This is a genomic window from Streptomyces sp. C10-9-1, assembly GCF_024497955.1.
Taxonomy (GTDB): domain Bacteria; phylum Actinomycetota; class Actinomycetes; order Streptomycetales; family Streptomycetaceae; genus Streptomyces; species Streptomyces sanyensis.
This window is the reverse complement of record NZ_JANHKP010000015.1, coordinates 179,259-194,229: the sequence shown is the minus strand read 5'-3', so window position 1 is coordinate 194,229 and position 14,971 is coordinate 179,259. Positions and strand designations below refer to the sequence as shown.

The 14,971-nt window shown below is 74.3% G+C and carries 13 protein-coding genes; all 13 read left to right on the top strand.

Translation table 11 applies throughout. From position 1 onward, the window contains the following. The first annotated feature begins 374 nt into the window (after positions 1–374). The 13 genes from NPS70_RS22125 to NPS70_RS22065 all read left to right on the top strand — a co-directional run bounded on the left by NPS70_RS22125 (position 375) and on the right by NPS70_RS22065 (position 14,970). Positions 375–2,174: a DUF5941 domain-containing protein gene (locus NPS70_RS22125; RefSeq protein WP_256526142.1), complete on the top strand. Its 1,800-nt coding sequence runs from the start codon at positions 375–377 to the stop codon at positions 2,172–2,174. Next, a complete protein-coding gene (locus NPS70_RS22120) occupies positions 2,171–2,920 on the top strand; it encodes a sugar phosphate nucleotidyltransferase (RefSeq protein ID WP_256526107.1) in 750 nt (249 codons plus the stop codon). The genes NPS70_RS22125 and NPS70_RS22120 overlap by 4 nt, the downstream gene beginning before the upstream one ends. Continuing rightward, positions 2,908–3,969 carry an iron-containing alcohol dehydrogenase family protein gene (locus tag NPS70_RS22115; RefSeq protein WP_256526106.1) on the top strand — a complete coding sequence of 354 codons (1,062 nt, stop codon included), beginning with the start codon at positions 2,908–2,910 and terminating at the stop codon, positions 3,967–3,969. The genes NPS70_RS22120 and NPS70_RS22115 overlap by 13 nt, the downstream gene beginning before the upstream one ends. Next, the gene (locus tag NPS70_RS22110; protein ID WP_256526105.1) at positions 3,947–4,726 is read left to right on the top strand and encodes a CDP-alcohol phosphatidyltransferase family protein; all 780 of its coding nucleotides are present in this window, start codon (positions 3,947–3,949) and stop codon (positions 4,724–4,726) included. Before NPS70_RS22115 ends, NPS70_RS22110 begins: the two co-directional genes overlap by 23 nt. A gap of 35 nt (positions 4,727–4,761) precedes the next feature. Further along, positions 4,762–5,607: a glycosyltransferase family 2 protein gene (locus NPS70_RS22105; RefSeq protein WP_256526141.1), complete on the top strand. Its 846-nt coding sequence runs from the start codon at positions 4,762–4,764 to the stop codon at positions 5,605–5,607. Between the two features lie 92 nt (positions 5,608–5,699). Then, positions 5,700–6,629: an ABC transporter permease gene (locus tag NPS70_RS22100; RefSeq protein WP_256526104.1), complete on the top strand. Its 930-nt coding sequence runs from the start codon at positions 5,700–5,702 to the stop codon at positions 6,627–6,629. 4 nt (positions 6,630–6,633) lie between these two features. Continuing rightward, positions 6,634–7,419, top strand: a complete 786-nt coding sequence (locus NPS70_RS22095) for an ABC transporter ATP-binding protein (RefSeq protein ID WP_256526140.1) — start codon at positions 6,634–6,636, stop codon at positions 7,417–7,419. Positions 7,420–7,784: 365 nt separating this feature from the next. Beyond that, complete coding sequence (hpnC, locus tag NPS70_RS22090) at positions 7,785–8,690, top strand: squalene synthase HpnC (RefSeq protein WP_256526103.1); 906 nt, start codon at positions 7,785–7,787, stop codon at positions 8,688–8,690. Beyond that, positions 8,687–9,625: a presqualene diphosphate synthase HpnD gene (gene hpnD, locus NPS70_RS22085; RefSeq protein WP_256526102.1), complete on the top strand. Its 939-nt coding sequence runs from the start codon at positions 8,687–8,689 to the stop codon at positions 9,623–9,625. Before hpnC ends, hpnD begins: the two co-directional genes overlap by 4 nt. Further along, the gene (gene hpnE / locus NPS70_RS22080) at positions 9,622–11,004 is read left to right on the top strand and encodes a hydroxysqualene dehydroxylase HpnE (RefSeq protein ID WP_256526101.1); all 1,383 of its coding nucleotides are present in this window, start codon (positions 9,622–9,624) and stop codon (positions 11,002–11,004) included. Before hpnD ends, hpnE begins: the two co-directional genes overlap by 4 nt. A gap of 38 nt (positions 11,005–11,042) precedes the next feature. After that, positions 11,043–12,128 (top strand): polyprenyl synthetase family protein, encoded by a 1,086-nt coding sequence (locus NPS70_RS22075; protein WP_256526139.1) that lies wholly within the window; start codon positions 11,043–11,045, stop codon positions 12,126–12,128. Between the two features lie 146 nt (positions 12,129–12,274). Next, positions 12,275–14,323 (top strand): squalene--hopene cyclase, encoded by a 2,049-nt coding sequence (gene shc / locus NPS70_RS22070; protein WP_256526100.1) that lies wholly within the window; start codon positions 12,275–12,277, stop codon positions 14,321–14,323. Continuing rightward, complete coding sequence (locus NPS70_RS22065) at positions 14,323–14,970, top strand: 1-hydroxy-2-methyl-2-butenyl 4-diphosphate reductase (protein WP_256526099.1); 648 nt, start codon at positions 14,323–14,325, stop codon at positions 14,968–14,970. Before shc ends, NPS70_RS22065 begins: the two co-directional genes overlap by 1 nt. Position 14,971: the final 1 nt, after the last annotated feature.

The window sequence follows — 14,971 nt, the reverse complement described above, 5'->3', positions numbered from 1 at the left end:
TGTCATGTGCTCTGACCTGCGGAAACGTCAGCAGGTCAGAGAGGTGTGCACTCGCCGGGGCCCCACCGCCGCCCGCACCCACCGACGCGCCGCGGGGCGGGCGGGCAGGCGTCCGGCGCCGGCCGGGGTGCCCTCGGCGGGCCACCCGGCGGAGGGGCCTCCCGCACCGGGCGGGAGGAGTCCGGGGCCGGGCTCGGGCCAGGTTTGGAGCGCAGGGTGATCATCGACCATGATGGGCGCGCGGACCTCGGGGGTGTGAACGCCCGATGAATTTCCGCTCCCCGCCATCCGATAGCCTCTGCCGACGCGCCGCCGCCCGGGTCCGGGCCGGGCCGCGCGGATCCCGCCGCGTCAGCTCCAAGGAGTGAGTTCGTCTGTCGACCGCCATCCTCACCGGTCCGCCGGTACCCGGGTCGTCGCTGGAGGGCGATCTGCGGTCGCTCGGTTTCGACGTACACGTCGCGGCCGGGCCCGACGAGGCCGCCGCTCTGGCCGCGGCCGCCCCGGCCCGGGAGCGGGTCGCCCTGGTCGACCCCCGGTTCGTCGGCCACGTCCACTCCCTGCGCCTCGCGCTCACCGACCCCCGCTTCCCCGCCGCCGCCGTCGCCGGGGCCCTGACCGCGCAGCCCGAGGCGCGCTCGGCGCTCGCCGGGGCCCTGCGCACCGCGGCCGCCGAGGGCCGGGCCGCGCTCCCCGACGGCGCCGCGGCCGCCCTGGAGGCGGAGGGCACGGCCGTGCACCGCCCGGACCTCGGCCCGCTCGTCGCCGAGACCCCCGACGACGCCGAGCAGCGCCACCGGGCGCGCGCCTCGGTCGAGGCCGTCGACGACGAGGCGGTGCGGCTGCGCTCCGCGGTGAAGGCCCGCGACGGGTTCTTCACCACCTTCTGCATCAGCCCCTACTCGCGCTACGTCGCCCGCTGGTGCGCGCGCCGGGGGCTCACGCCCAACCAGGTCACCACCGCCTCGCTGCTCACCGCCCTGGTCGCCGCGGGGTGCGCGGCCACCGGCACCCGCCCCGGGTACGTCGCCGCGGGGCTGCTGCTGATCGTCTCCTTCGTGCTGGACTGCACCGACGGGCAGCTCGCCCGCTACGCCCTCCGGTACTCCACCCTCGGAGCCTGGCTGGACGCCACCTTCGACCGTGCCAAGGAGTACGCGTTCTACGCGGGCCTCGCCCTCGGCGCGGCCCGCAACGGGGACGACGTGTGGGCGCTGGCGCTCGGGGCGATGGTCCTCCAGACCTGCCGCCACGTGGTCGACTTCTCCTTCAACGAGGCCAACCACGACGCCACCGGCAACACCAGTCCCACCGCCGCCCTCTCCGACCGCCTGGACGGCCTCGGCTGGACGGTCTGGGTCCGCCGCATGATCGTGCTGCCCATCGGCGAGCGCTGGGCCATGATCGCCGTGCTCACCGCGGTGACCACCCCCCGCGTCGTGTTCTGGGCGCTGATCGCCGGCTGCGCCTTCGCCGCCTGCTACACCACCGCGGGGCGCGTGCTGCGCTCGCTGACCCGCCGGGCCACCAGGACCGACCGCGCCGCGCGCGCCCTGGCGGACCTGGCCGACTCCGGCCCGCTCGCCTCCACGGTGGCCCGGGCCGCCCGCGGCCCGGCCCGGCGGCTGCCGGGCATGGCCCCGCCGGTGCTGGCCGCGGCCGGGGCCGCCGCGCTCGTCGCCACCGCGGGCCTGACCGCCTACGGAACGCCCTGGACGGTCCTGGCGGCCCTCGTCTACTGCGCCACCTCGGGCGCCGCCGTCGCACGGCCGCTCACCGGCGCGCTCGACTGGCTCGTCCCGCCGGTCTTCCGTGCCGCCGAGTACCTCACCGTCCTGCTGCTCGCCGCCCACGCCGGGGTGAACGGCGCCCTTCCGGCCGCTTACGGGCTGGTGGCGGCCGTCGCCTACCATCACTACGACACCGTGTACCGCATCCGCGGCGGGGCCGGGGCACCGCCGGAGTGGCTCGTACGGGTGCTCGGCGGTCACGAGGGGCGGGTCCTGGCGGTGGCGCTGCTGGCGTTCCTGCTGGACGGGGACGGCCTGACCGTCGCGCTGACGGCGCTCGCCTGCGCCCTCGCGCTCGTGGTGCTCGCCGAGAGCATCCGCTTCTGGGTGTCGGCCCACCGGCGGGGCGCACCCGCCGTACACGACGAAGGAGAACCCGCATGATCGGCCTCGTACTGGCAGCCGGTGCCGGACGCCGCCTGCGTCCCTACACCGACACGCTCCCGAAGGCCCTCGTGCCGGTCGACCCGGAGGGCGAGGGCTCGCTCACCGTCCTCGACCTCACGCTCGCCAACTTCGCGGAGATCGGCCTCACCGAGGCCGCCGTCGTGGTCGGCTACCGCAAGGAGGCGGTGTACGCGCGCAAGGCGCAGCTGGAGGCGAAGTACGGCCTCTCGCTCACCCTCATCGACAACGACAAGGCCGAGGAGTGGAACAACGCCTACTCCCTGTGGTGCGCCCGTGAGGTCCTCTCCCGCGGTGTGATCCTCGCCAACGGCGACACCGTCCACCCGGTCTCCGTCGAGCGCTCGCTGCTGGCGGCCCGCGGCGAGGGCAGGCGGATCATCCTCGCCCTGGACACCGCCAAGAAGCTCGCCGACGAGGAGATGAAGGTGGTCGCCGAGGACGGCGCGGGCGTCCGGCGGATCACCAAGCTCATGGACCCGGCCGAGGCCACGGGCGAGTACATCGGCGTCACCCTGATCGAGCCGGAGGCCGCCGCCGAGCTGGCCGACGCCCTCAGGGCCACCTTCGAGCGGGACCCCGACCTCTACTACGAGGACGGATACCAGGAGCTGGTCGACCGCGGGTTCACCCTCGACGTGGCCCCGATCGGGGAGGTCGCGTGGGTCGAGATCGACAACCACGACGACCTCGCGAAGGGCCGTGAGATCGCGTGCCGGTACTGACCCGCCTCATCCCCTCGCCCGTCGTCGTCGACATCCGCGCCGGGGCGCTGGGCCACCTCGCCGGGCTCCTGGCCGACCAGCGGATCTCCTCCTCCGGGAGGCTGGCCTTCGCCGTCAGCGGAGGCTCCGGCCTCGCCCTGCGCGAGCGCCTCGCCCCCGCCCTTCCCGGGGCGGACTGGTACGAGGTCGGCGACGGGACCATCGACTCCGCGGTGAAGCTCGCCGACGGCATCAAGGGCAGCCGCTACGACGCCGTCGTGGGCCTCGGTGGCGGCAAGATCATCGATGTGGCGAAGTACGCCGCCGCCCGTGTCGGCCTGCCGCTGGTCGCCGTCGCGACCAACCTCGCGCACGACGGCCTGTGCTCGCCGATCTCCATCCTCGACAACGACAACGGCCGCGGCTCCTACGGCGTCCCGTCGCCGATCGCCATGGTCATCGACCTGGACGTGGTCCGCGACGCCCCCGTGCGGTTCGTGCGCTCCGGGATCGGGGACGCGATCTCCAACCTCTCGGCCGTCGCCGACTGGGAGCTCTCCCACCGGGTGAAGGGCGAGAGCGTGGACGGCCTCGCGGCCGCCATGGCCCGGACCGCCGGGGAGTCGGTGCTGCGCCATCCCGGGACCGTCGGCGACGACGCCTTCCTCACCGTGCTCGCCGAGGCGCTGGTGCTCTCCGGGATCGCCATGTCCATCAGCGGCGACTCCCGCCCCTCCTCGGGCGCCTGCCACGAGATCAGCCACGCCTTCGACCTGCTGTACCCCGGGCGCGCCGCCAGCCACGGCGAGCAGGTCGGGCTGGGGGCCGCGTTCGCCATGCACCTGCGCGGCGAGCACGGACAGGCCCGGAGCTTCGCCGAGGTGCTGCGCCGCCACGGCCTGCCGGTGCTGCCGCAGGAGATCGGGTTCTCCGCGGACGAGTTCGTGCGTGCCGTGGAGTACGCACCGCAGACCCGCCCGGGGCGGTTCACCGTCCTGGAGCACCTCGACCTCACCCACGACCAGATCAGGGACGCGTACGCCGACTATGCCAAGACCATCAGTAGCTGAACTCCGCCCCGTGGTGCACCCGCCGGGCGTGAAGGACCGGCGCAGCGGTGAGCACTGGGGCGGTCGCCTGTACATGCGGGAGATCTCCCTGAGGATCACCCGGTACCTGGTCACCACCCGGGTCACGCCCAACCAGCTGACCTATCTGATGACCGTCTTCGGCGTGCTCGCCGCCCCGGCCCTGCTGGTGCCCGGAGTGTGGGGCGCCGTCCTCGGCGTCCTCATGGTGCAGCTGTACCTGCTGCTGGACTGCGTCGACGGCGAGGTCGCCCGCTGGAAGAAGCAGTTCTCGCTCGGCGGGGTCTACCTCGACCGGGTGGGGGCCTACCTCTGCGACGCGGCGGTGCTGGTGGGCTTCGGCCTGCGCGCCGCCGACCTGTGGGGGACCGGGCGGATCGACTGGCTGTGGGCCTTCCTGGGCACCCTCGCCGCCCTCGGGGCGATCCTGATCAAGGCGGAGACCGACCTCGTGGGCGTCGCCCGGCACCAGGGCGGGCTGCCGCCGGTCAAGGAGGCGGCCTCCGAGCCGCGCTCCTCCGGGATGGCGCTGGCCCGCAGGGCGGCCGCGGCGCTCAGGTTCCACCGGCTGGTCCTCGGCATCGAGGCCTCGCTGCTGATCCTGGTCCTGGCGGTCGCGGACGAGGTCCGCGGCGACCTGTTCTTCACCCGGCTCGGTGTGGCGGTGCTCGCCGGGATCGCACTGCTCCAGACCGTGCTCCACCTGGTGTCGATCCTGGCGTCGAGCAGGCTGAAGTGACGGCACCGCTCACCGTGGGCGCGGTGGTCATCACCATGGGGGACCGCCCCGCGGAACTGCGCGCCCTGCTCGACTCGGTCGCCGCCCAGGAGGGCGACCGGGTCGAGGTGGTCGTGGTCGGCAACGGGACGCCGGTCACCGGCCTCCCCGACGGCGTGCGGACCGTGGAGCTCCCGGAGAACCTGGGCATCCCCGGCGGGCGCAACGCCGGCATCGAGGCCTTCGGGCCGGCCGGCCGGGACGTCGACGTGCTGCTCTTCCTGGACGACGACGGGCGGCTCGCCCGTACCGACACCGCCCGCCTGGTACGCGAGGCCTTCGCCGCCGACCGCCGCCTGGGCATCGTCGGCTTCCGCATCGCCGACCCCGACACGGGGCGCACCCAGCGCCGCCACGTCCCGCGGCTGCGTGCCTCCGACCCCTTGCGCTCCTCCCGCGCGACCACCTTCCTCGGCGGCGCCAACGCGGTCCGCACCGCGGTGTTCGCCGAGGTCGGGGGGCTGCCCGAGGAGTTCTTCTACGCACACGAGGAGACCGACCTCGCCTGGCGCGCCCTGGACGCCGGGTGGTCGGTCGGCTACCGGGCCGACATGGTGCTCTTCCACCCGACCACGCCGCCGTCCCGGCACGCCGTGTACCACCGCCTGGTGGCCCGCAACCGCGTCTGGCTCGCCCGCCGGAACCTGCCCGCGCCGCTGGTCCCCGTCTACCTCGGGGTGTGGCTGCTGCTGACCCTGCTCCGCCGCCCCTCCGCGTCCGCGCTGCGGGCCTGGTTCTCCGGCTTCGCGGAGGGCTGGCGCACCCCCTGCGGGGGGCGCCGCCCCATGAGGTGGCGTACTGTGTGGCGGCTCACACGTATGGGCCGACCTCCTGTGATCTGACAAGCTCGGTTCTGAGAGCATCTGGGCCCGGGGCGGCGGGGGACGTCCCAGCCCCCGATCGCCGTGCAACTTGACCATGAAAGTATTCACTTGTGAGTGAGACAACCCACCACGGTGCCGTCGCCACGAGCCCGGCGCCGCCAGTCGAGGACGACCTCCCGCCGGCGCAGCTGGCCGCCGCACACGGCCTGACCGTCAGCGGCGCGCGCCCCGGGCTGGCCGACTACGTCCGTCAGCTGTGGGGGCGGCGCCACTTCATCCTGGCCTTCTCGCAGGCCAAGCTGACGGCCCAGTACAGCAAGGCCAAGCTCGGCCAGCTGTGGCAGGTGGCGACCCCGCTGCTCAACGCTCTGGTGTACTTCCTGATCTTCGGCCTGATCCTCCAGGCCAACCGGGGGATGTCGACCAGCGTCTACGTTCCCTTCCTGGTCACCGGCGTCTTCGTGTTCACCTTCACCCAGAGCTCGGTGATGGCCGGCGTGCGGGCGATCTCGGGCAACCTGGGCCTGGTGCGGGCGCTGCACTTCCCCAGGGCCTCGCTCCCCGTCTCGTTCTCGCTCCAGCAGCTCCAGCAGCTGCTGTTCTCCATGGTGGTGCTGGTCGCCGTGGTGGTGGCCTTCGGCAGCCTGCCCACCTGGTCCTGGCTGCTGGTGGTCCCCGCCCTGGCCCTCCAGTTCGTGTTCAACACCGGCCTGGCGCTGATCATGGCCCGGCTGGGTGCCAGGACGCCGGACCTGGCCCAGCTGATGCCCTTCGTGATGCGCACCTGGCTGTACGCGTCGGGCGTGATGTTCTCGATCCCGATCATGCTCAGGGACCGCCCGGCCTGGATCGCGGACATCCTCATGTACAACCCCGCGGCGATCTACATGGACCTGGTCCGCTTCGCCCTGATCGACGAGTACGGCTCGTCCAACCTGCCCGCCCACGTGTGGGCCGCCGGGCTCGCCTGGGCGCTCGTCGTCGGCGTCGCGGGCTTCGTGTACTTCTGGAAGGCGGAGGAGCGGTACGGCCGTGGCTGACGAGATGCTTGCGACGCCCGCGGGGGAGCGGATCCCCACGGTGATCGCCGACGACGTCCACATCGTGTACCGGGTCAACGCGGGCGGGGGCGGGCGCGGCAGCGCGACGGCAGCGCTGAGCCGCATCCTGCGCCGCGACCAGGGCCAGTCCCGCGGCGTGCGCAAGGTGCACGCCGTCCGCGGTGTCACCTTCACCGCATACCGGGGTGAGGCCATCGGCCTGATCGGCACCAACGGCTCCGGCAAGTCGACCCTGCTGCGCGCCATCGCGGGCCTGCTGCCCACCGAGAGCGGCAGGGTGTACACCGACGGGCAGCCCTCGCTGCTCGGCGTGAACGCGGCGCTGATGAACGACCTCACCGGCGAGCGGAACGTCATACTCGGCGGCCTGGCCATGGGCATGTCGCGCGAGGAGATCCGCGAGCGCTACCAGGACATCGTCGACTTCTCCGGGATCAACGAGAAGGGCGACTTCATCACCCTGCCGATGCGCACCTACTCCTCCGGCATGGCCGCCAGGCTCCGCTTCTCCATCGCCGCCGCCAAGAACCACGACGTGCTGATGATCGACGAGGCGCTCGCGACCGGTGACCGCCGCTTCCAGATCCGTTCCGAGCGGCGCATCCGGGAACTGCGCAAGCAGGCGGGCACGGTGTTCCTGGTCAGCCACAGCAACAAGTCGATCAGGGACACCTGCGACCGCGTCCTGTGGCTGGAGAAGGGGGAACTGCTCATGGACGGTCCCACCGACGAGGTCATCCGGGCGTACGAGAAGGAGACCGGCAAGTAGCGCGGCGCCCCGGCCGGGCGGATGCCCGGCCGGGGCGCCGCGTCCACCCCGAACGGCGCTCCCCGGGCCCCCGCCGCAGCCGCACGGCGGGGGCCGCTCGTTTCCGGCCGTCGATCACGGGCACCCCGCGGCGGGCCCGGACGTTGTACGACGTAAGCTGGTCCGGTGCGCATTCTCGGCAAGTGGGGCAAACCGTGCCAAAGTGACCCTTCCTCTGCTCGGCGCGGGGGGCCCGCTCGGGGGCGGCGTGTCCGAAAAGGGATGTACCGGTTCAGCGGTGTACAACTAGGAGATGTGACGGCCTTGACGGAAACCCATCAGGTCCGCGCGGCCTTCGCGGCCCCCGCGGCAGGGGGCGTCGCGCGGTGACGGGAGCACGGCAGGCACGCCCGGCCGGGGCCCGTGCCACCCTCGACAAGGCCGCCGACGAGAACTTCCCGGTCGCCCCCTTCTTCCTCCCCCGCGCCTGGCGCGGGGACCTGATGGCCGTCTACGGATACGCCCGCCTGGTCGACGACATCGGCGACGGCGACCTCGACCCCGGCGGGGCCGACGCCCGGTGGCTCGGCGCCGACGGCGCCGACCGCCTCGCGCTGCTCGACGCCCTCGACGCCGATCTCGAACGGGTCTTCGCCGCGGGCGGCACCCCCCGTCACCCGCTGCTCGGCGCCCTGCGCCCCACCGTGCAGCGGTGCTCCCTCACCCCCGAGCCCTTCCGTGCGCTCATCGCGGCCAACCGCCAGGACCAGCTGGTGCGCCGCTACGGGACCTGGGGCGACCTCCTGGCCTACTGCGAGCTCTCGGCGAATCCCGTCGGCCGCCTCGTCCTCGGGATCACCGGGACGGCGAGCCCCGAGCGGATCCGCCGCTCGGACGCCGTCTGCACCGCCCTCCAGGTCGTCGAGCACCTCCAGGACGTCGCCGAGGACCTGGCGCGCGACCGCGTGTACCTGCCGGCCGAGGACCTCAAGCGCTTCCGTGTCACGGAGGACGAGCTGGCCGCGCCCTCCGCGGGCGCCTCGGTGCGCGCCCTGGTCGCCGCCGAGGCGGAGCGGGCGGCCGGTCTCCTCGACGAGGGCGCCGCGCTCGCCGGCAGCGTGCACGGCCGGCTGCGGCTGCTGCTCGCCGGTTTCGTCGGCGGTGGGCGTGCCGCGCTCGCGGCGATCGCCGCCGCCGGACATGATGTGCTGCCCGGTCCACCAAAAGCGACAAAGGTGGAGGTACTGCGAGAAACGGGACTGGTCTTGCGAAGGGCACGGAGAAAGGGATGAGCCGGACGATGGAGGAACCCGAGCGCGTGCCGGCCCCGGTGCAGGCGGCCTACCGCTACTGCGAGGCCGTCACCGGGCAGCAGGCCCGCAACTTCGCCTACGGGATCAGGCTGCTCCCGACCGGCAAGCGCCAGGCCATGTCGGCGCTCTACGCCTTCTCCCGCCGCGTCGACGACATCGGCGACGGGGGGCTCGCCCCGGAGGCCAAGCAGTCCCGGCTGGAGGACACCCGCCACCTGCTCGACCGCATCCGCAAGGACGACGTCGCCGAGGACGACACCGACCCCGTCGCCGTGGCCCTCGCCGACGCGGCCGCGCGCTTCCCCGTCCCGCTCGACGGCCTCGACGAGCTGATCGACGGCGTGCTCATGGACGTCAGGGGCCGCACCTACGAGACCTGGGGCGACCTCAGGGAGTACTGCCGCTGCGTGGCGGGCTCCATCGGCAGGCTCTCCCTCGGGGTGTTCGGCACCACGCCCGGGGCCCCGGGCGCCGAACGCGCCGCCGAGTACGCCGACACCCTCGGCCTCGCCCTCCAGCTCACCAACATCCTCCGCGACGTCCGCGAGGACGCCGGCAACGGACGCCTCTACCTGCCCGCCGACGACCTCGCCAGGTTCGGCTGCACCGACGGTTTCGCGGGCCGCACCCTCCCGCCGGGCGCCGACTTCGAGGGACTGGTCCGCTTCGAGGTGCGCCGCGCCAGGGCCCTGTTCACCGAGGGCTACCGGCTGCTGCCCCTGCTCGACCGCCGCAGCGGCGCCTGCGTCGCGGCGATGGCCGGCATCTACCGCCGGCTCCTGGACCGCATCGACCGCGACCCCCACGCCGTACTGCGCGGACGCGTGTCCCTGCCCGGCCGGGAGAAGGCGTACGTCGCCGTCCGCGGCCTGTCCGGACTCGACACCCGGCGCGTCCCCCGGGGGCGCGCGTGAGCGGCGACGCACCCGGGCCCCGAAGCGCCGTGGTGGTGGGCGGCGGCATCGCCGGCACCACCGCCGCGCTCCGCCTCGCCGACGCCGGACTGGACGTCACCCTGCTCGAAGGCCGCCCCCGGCTCGGCGGGCTGGCCTTCTCCTTCCGCCGGGGCGAACTCACCGTGGACAACGGGCAGCACGTCTTCCTGCGCTGCTGCACGGCCTACCGCTGGCTGCTGGAACGGATCGGGGCCACCTCCCTCGCCCCCCTCCAGGACCGGCTCGACGTCCCCGTGGTCGACGCCGCGGCTCCCGGCGGGCCGCGCGTCGGGCGGCTGCGCCGCACGGGCCTGCCCGTCCCGCTCCACCTCGCCGGGGGGCTCGCCCGCTACCCGCACCTCTCGCTCGCGGAGCGCGCCGCCGTCGCCCGCGCCGCCCTCGCGCTCCGGCGCCTCGACCCGGCCGACCCCGCCCTGGACGGCGTCGACTTCGCCACCTGGCTCGCCCGCCGGGGGCAGTCCCCGCGGGCCGTCGCCGCGCTGTGGGACCTGGTCGGCGTCGCCACGCTCAACGCCCGCGCCCCCGAGGTGTCGACGGCTCTGGCCGCCATGGTGTTCAAGACCGGCCTGCTCTCCGAGCCCGGAGCGGCGGACATCGGCTGGGCGCGCGTCCCGCTCGGCGACCTCCACGACACGCTGAGCCGCAAGGCGCTCGACGAGGCGGGGGTGCGCACCGAACTGTCCACCCGTGTCCGCGCCCTCACCCGGACCGACGGCCGGTGGCGGGTCACGGCGGGCGAACGGCGGCTCGACGCGGACACCGTGGTCCTCGCCACCGCCCAGCGCGAGACCCACGCGCTGCTGCCCGAGGGCGCCCTCCCCGAGCCCGGGCGGCTCCTGGACATCGGCACCGCGCCCATCCTCAACGTCCACGTCCACTACGACCGCCGGGTGATGCGCGGGCCCTTCGCCGCGGCGCTGGGCTCGCCCGTCCAGTGGGTCTTCGACCGGACCGGGGCCTCCGGTGCCACCGGGGGCCAGTACCTCGCGCTCTCGCAGTCCGCGGCGCAGGACGAGATCGACGATCCCGTCGCCGTGCTGCGCGAGCGCTACCTGCCCGAACTGCGGAGGCTGCTGCCCGCGGCACGCGGCGCCCGGGTCCGGGACTTCTTCGTCACCCGGGAGCGCACCGCGACCTTCGCGCCCGCCCCCGGGGTCGGCAGGCTCCGGCCGGATGCGCACACCTGTGCCCCCGGCCTGTACCTTGCTGGCGCGTGGACTGCCACCGGCTGGCCCGCGACCATGGAGGGTGCCGTACGCAGCGGCTTCAGCGCCGCAGCCGCTGCGCTCTCCGCGCTCGGCCGCCCCCACGGCAACCCGCCCGGGGAGGCGGCGTGAGCATCCGTACCGGAATCAGAGGAGTAAGCGTGCCGACAGTGCCCTCGGCCCATCCGGCCGAAGACACCGCACAGACCGCAAGGACCGTGCCCGACACGGACATCGCCGCGCTGCTGGAGCGCGGACGAGCCCTGTCCACGCCGGTGCTGCGCGCAGCGGTGGACCGCCTCGCCGCGCCCATGGACACCGTGGCCGCCTACCACTTCGGCTGGATCGACGCCGCGGGCAACCCCTCCCACGGAGACGGCGGCAAGGCCGTGCGCCCCGCCCTGGCCCTCCTGTCGGCCGAGGCGGCCGGTGCCGCGCCCGAGGTCGGCGTCCCCGGCGCGGTCGCGGTCGAACTCGTCCACAACTTCTCCCTCCTCCACGACGACCTGATGGACGGGGACGAGCAGCGCCGCCACCGGGACACGGTCTGGAAGGTGCACGGGCCCGCGCAGGCCATCCTCGTCGGCGACGCCCTGTTCGCCCTGGCCAACGAACTGCTGCTGGAACTGGGCACGGTGGAGGCCGGACGGGCCGCCCGGCGCCTGACCACCGCCACCCGCAAGCTCATCGACGGCCAGGCCCAGGACATCTCCTTCGAGCACCGCGAGCGGGTCACCGTCGAGGAGTGCCTGGAGATGGAGGGCAACAAGACCGGGGCGCTGCTCGCCTGCGCCGTCTCCATCGGCGCGGTGCTCGGCGGCGCCGACGACCGCACCGCCGACATCCTGGAGTCCTACGGCCACCACCTCGGCCTCGCCTTCCAGGCCGTGGACGACCTCCTCGGCATCTGGGGCGACCCGGAGTCCACCGGCAAGCAGACCTGGAGCGACCTGCGCCAGCGCAAGAAGTCGCTCCCGGTCGTCGCCGCGCTCGCCGCGGACGGCCCCGCCTCGGCGCGGCTCGGCGAACTGCTCGCGGCGGACGCCAAGAGCAGCGACTTCGACACCTTCTCCGAGGAGGAGTTCGCCGTCCGGGCGGCCCTCATCGAGGAGGCGGGCGGCCGCGACTGGACCGCCCAGGAGGCCCGCCGCCAGCACGCCGTCGCCGTCGGGGCCCTCGACCGCGTCGACATGCCCCGGGAGGTCCGCGAACAGCTCCTCGCGCTCGCGGACTTCGTCGTCGTACGAAAGAGATGATCGCCATCACTGCCAGCACCACCGGGCGGAGCACCCCCCGCACCATATGACGCGCGTCGCCGGCCGGTGACCCACGCGGTCACCGGCCGACGGATACCCCAGCTCAGCAGAAGCTCATGCGAGACCACTGCCATGAAGGGGACACCATGACAGCGACGACCGACGGCGGCAGCGGGCCCGTGCGGGCCGGCTCCGCACCCGCCGGGGCGCGGACCGCGACCGCCGGGGCGGGCCCGGGGGTTCCGGCGCGGGAGGCCCCGGCCGCGCCTCCCGCCGACACCCGCGAGGCCGCGGCCCGGGCGGCCGAGCGGGCGGTGCGGCACCTGCTGGACCGCCAGGACGACCGGGGCTGGTGGAAGGGCGACCTCGAGACCAACGTGACCATGGACGCCGAGGACCTGCTGCTGCGGCAGTTCCTCGGCATCCGGGACGAGCACACCACCCAGGCGTCCGCGCGCCACGTCCGCGGCCTCCAGCGCGAGGACGGCACCTGGGCCTCCTTCCACGGCGGTCCGGGCGACCTGTCCACCACCGTGGAGGCGTACGTCGCACTGCGGCTCGCCGGGGACCGGCCGGACGACCCGCACATGCTGCGCGCCGCGCTCTGGATCCGCGGCCAGGGCGGCATCGCCGCCAGCCGGGTCTTCACCCGCATCTGGCTCGCGCTCTTCGGCTGGTGGCGGTGGGAGGACCTGCCCGAGCTGCCGCCGGAGCTGATCTTCCTGCCGACGTGGTTCCCGCTGAACATCTACGACTTCGGCTGCTGGGCCCGGCAGACCATCGTGCCCCTGTCCATCGTCTCCGCGAAGCGGCCGGTGCGCCCCGCCCCCTTCGCCCTCGACGAGCTGCACCGCGACCCGGACGAGCCCTGCCCGCCGCGCAGGATGGCGCCGGCGACCAGCTGGGACGGCTTCTTCCAGCGCGCCGACCGGGTCCTGCACCACTACCACCGCGTCGCGCCCCGGGCGGTGCGCCGCGCCGCGATGCGCAGCGCCGCCCGCTGGATCGTCGAGCGCCAGGAGAACGACGGCTGCTGGGGCGGCATCCAGCCCCCGGCGGTGTACTCGCTCATCGCCCTCCACCTCCTCGGCTACGACCTCGACCACCCGGTCCTGCGGGAAGGACTCGCCTCCCTGGACCGCTTCGCCGTCTGGAGGGAGCAGGACGGCCTGCCCGTCCGCATGGTCGAGGCCTGCCAGTCGCCCGTCTGGGACACCTGCCTCGCCACCATCGCCCTGGGCGACGCGGGGGTGCCGCCCGACCACCCCGCCCTCGTCAGGGCCGTGGACTTCATGCTCGGCGAGCAGATCGTCCGCCCCGGCGACTGGGCCGTGCGGCGCCCGGAACTCGGCCCGGGCGGCTGGGCGTTCGAGTTCCACAACGACAACTACCCCGACATCGACGACACCGCCGAGGTGATCCTCGCACTGCGCCGGGTGAGCCACCCCGACCCCGCACGCGTCGAGGCGGCCGCCGAGCGCGGCGCCCGCTGGACCCTCGGCATGCAGTCCCGCAACGGAGCCTGGGGCGCCTTCGACGCCGACAACACCAGCCCCTTCCCGAACCGGCTGCCCTTCTGCGACTTCGGCGAGGTGGTGGACCCGCCGTCCGCCGACGTCACCGCGCACGTCGTCGAGATGCTCGCCCACGAGGGCAAGGCCGACCACCCCCGCGTCCGGCGCGGACTGCGGTGGCTCCTGGCCGAACAGGAGCCCAGCGGGGCATGGTTCGGCCGCTGGGGCGTCAACTACGTGTACGGCACCGGCGCGGTGGTCCCGGCGCTGACGGCCGCGGGGCTGCCCCCCGCCCACCCCGCCATCCGGCGCGCCGTCTCCTGGCTGGAGTCCGTCCAGAACGAGGACGGGGGCTGGGGCGAGGACCTGCGCTCCTACCGCGAGCGGAGCTGGATCGGGCGCGGTGAGTCCACCGCCTCACAGACCGCCTGGGCCCTGCTCGCCCTGCTGGCGGCGGGGGAGCAGGACGGTGCGGCGGTGCGGCGCGGTGTCGGCTGGCTGGCCGCGTCCCAGCACCCCGACGGCTCCTGGGACGAGCCGCAGTTCACCGGCACCGGCTTCCCCTGGGACTTCTCCATCAACTACCACCTCTACCGGCAGGTCTTCCCGCTCACCGCCCTCGGCCGCTATCTGCACGGCGGCCCGTCGACCGGCCCCGCGGTCGCCCGTGAGGGGGCCTGATGGCCCTTCCGCCGGAGGCCGCGGCCCCCGAGGACGCGCCGCTGCTGGTCGCCTGCGCACTCGGCATCGAGCGCCTCGCCCTGCGGGGGCCCGGCCGCGCGGCCGCCGCCACCGTGCTGCGCACGGGCATGGGCCCGGCGAACGCCGAGCGGGCGGTGCTCGCCGCCTGCTCCACCGACCCGCTCCGGCGGGCCGCGGTGGTCGCCTCCGGGTTCTGCGCCGGACTGGCCCCGGGGATGCATCCGGGCGACGTCGTGGTCGCCGACGAGACACGCGCCGAGGGCACCGGCACACGCTGCACCGAGCCCGCCCTGCTGCGGCGGGCGGTGGCACGCGCCCTGCCCGGCCGCACCGTCCACGGCGGGGTCCTGGCGGGCGCCGACCACGTGGTGCGCGGCCCGGAGCGCGCCCGGCTGGAGGCGACCGGGGCGATCGCCGTGGACATGGAGTCCGCGGCCACTCTGCGCAGCGCCCTGGCGGCGGGCCCCCGCCCGGTTGCCGCCGTACGGGTGGTCGTGGACGCCCCCGAGCACGAACTGGTCAGGATCAGCACCGTACGCGGTGGAATATCGGCATTCCGCGTCCTTTGTGGCGTCCTTCCCGCATTCCACGAATGGCACCGTTCTTTGCTGCTCCCCAGGAGGTGAG

Bases quoted from the DNA above. Each gene is read 5' to 3' on its own strand.
- NPS70_RS22120 (WP_256526107.1), top strand. From the start codon at position 2,171: ATGATCGGCCTCGTACTGGCAGCCGGTGCCGGACGCCGCCTGCGTCCC.
- NPS70_RS22110 (WP_256526105.1), top strand. From the start codon at position 3,947: ATGCCAAGACCATCAGTAGCTGAACTCCGCCCCGTGGTGCACCCGCCG.
- NPS70_RS22105 (WP_256526141.1), top strand. From the start codon at position 4,762: ATGGGGGACCGCCCCGCGGAACTGCGCGCCCTGCTCGACTCGGTCGCC.
- NPS70_RS22095 (WP_256526140.1), top strand. From the start codon at position 6,634: ATGCTTGCGACGCCCGCGGGGGAGCGGATCCCCACGGTGATCGCCGAC.
- hpnD (WP_256526102.1), top strand. From the start codon at position 8,687: ATGAGCCGGACGATGGAGGAACCCGAGCGCGTGCCGGCCCCGGTGCAG.
- shc (WP_256526100.1), top strand. From the start codon at position 12,275: ATGACAGCGACGACCGACGGCGGCAGCGGGCCCGTGCGGGCCGGCTCC.
- NPS70_RS22065 (WP_256526099.1), top strand. From the start codon at position 14,323: ATGGCCCTTCCGCCGGAGGCCGCGGCCCCCGAGGACGCGCCGCTGCTG.